The 1,063-nt window shown below is 47.9% G+C and carries 1 protein-coding gene; it reads right to left on the reverse strand.

The features are described 5' to 3' along the window. A partial coding sequence (locus NCCP133_RS21810) for an aldehyde dehydrogenase family protein (RefSeq protein ID WP_264807316.1) occupies positions 1-1,063 on the reverse strand: 1,063 nt, incomplete at both ends.

The following is a 1,063-nucleotide window of genomic DNA, read 5'->3' on the forward strand; positions in this document are numbered from 1 at the left end:
GCCGAAATCTTTTGCTTTAGTGAAGCCGACTACCGGTCCAAAAATTTCTTCCTGCATTAAGCGTGCATCTGGCGCAAGGTCCGCGAATACAGTCGGTTTGATGAAGAAGCCTTTGGAATTGTCTCCTTCTCCGCCTGTCATCAGCTTGCCTTCTTCTTTGCCGATTTCAATATAGCTCATGATCTTATCAAATGCACCCTGGTCAATGACAGGACCCATGAAATTACTTTGATCTTCCGGATTTCCCTGAGTTAACTCGTTCGTTAACTCGACAACGCGGTTTAACACTTGATCGTACACATCTTCTACGACTACCGCACGTGAACAGGCAGAGCACTTCTGGCCGGAGAAGCCGAAAGCAGAGGCAACGATTGAAGTAGCTGCCAATTCAAGATCAGCTTCTTTATCGACAACAATCGTGTCTTTACCGCCCATTTCAGCGATGACGCGCTTCAGCCAGATTTGGCCTTCGTTCAATTTGGATGCGCGCTCGTTGATGCGAAGACCTACATCGCGTGAACCAGTGAAGGAGATGAAGCGAGTGTCTTTATGGTCAACCAAATAATCGCCCACTTCTGCACCGCTGCCCGGTACGAAGTTTAGGACGCCCTTCGGAAGGCCTGCTTCTTCCATTACTTCAACGAATTTCGCAGCCACAACTGGTGTTGTAGAAGCAGGTTTTAAAAGAACAGTGTTTCCTGCCACAATCGCTGCCACTGTTGTACCAGCCATGATCGCAAGCGGGAAGTTCCAAGGAGAGATAATGATGCCTACTCCCAATGGAATGTAGTCATAACGGTTATATTCATTCGGACGGCTGTTTACGGGAACACCGTCTTTAATTTTTAATACTTGGCGTGCATAGTACTCAAGGAAGTCAATGGCTTCCGCCGTATCAGCATCAGCCTCATTCCAAGGCTTCCCTGCTTCCTTTGTTAAAAGAGCAGAAAACTCATGTTTACGGCGGCGGATAATCGCAGCAGCTTTAAACAGCACATCTGCGCGTGTTTCCGGCTTGACTTTTCTCCAAGTCTTGAACGCTTCGACTGCAGCCTGCATTGCT

The organism is Cytobacillus sp. NCCP-133, from assembly GCF_026011715.1.
Lineage (GTDB): Bacteria > Bacillota > Bacilli > Bacillales > Cytobacillaceae > Cytobacillus.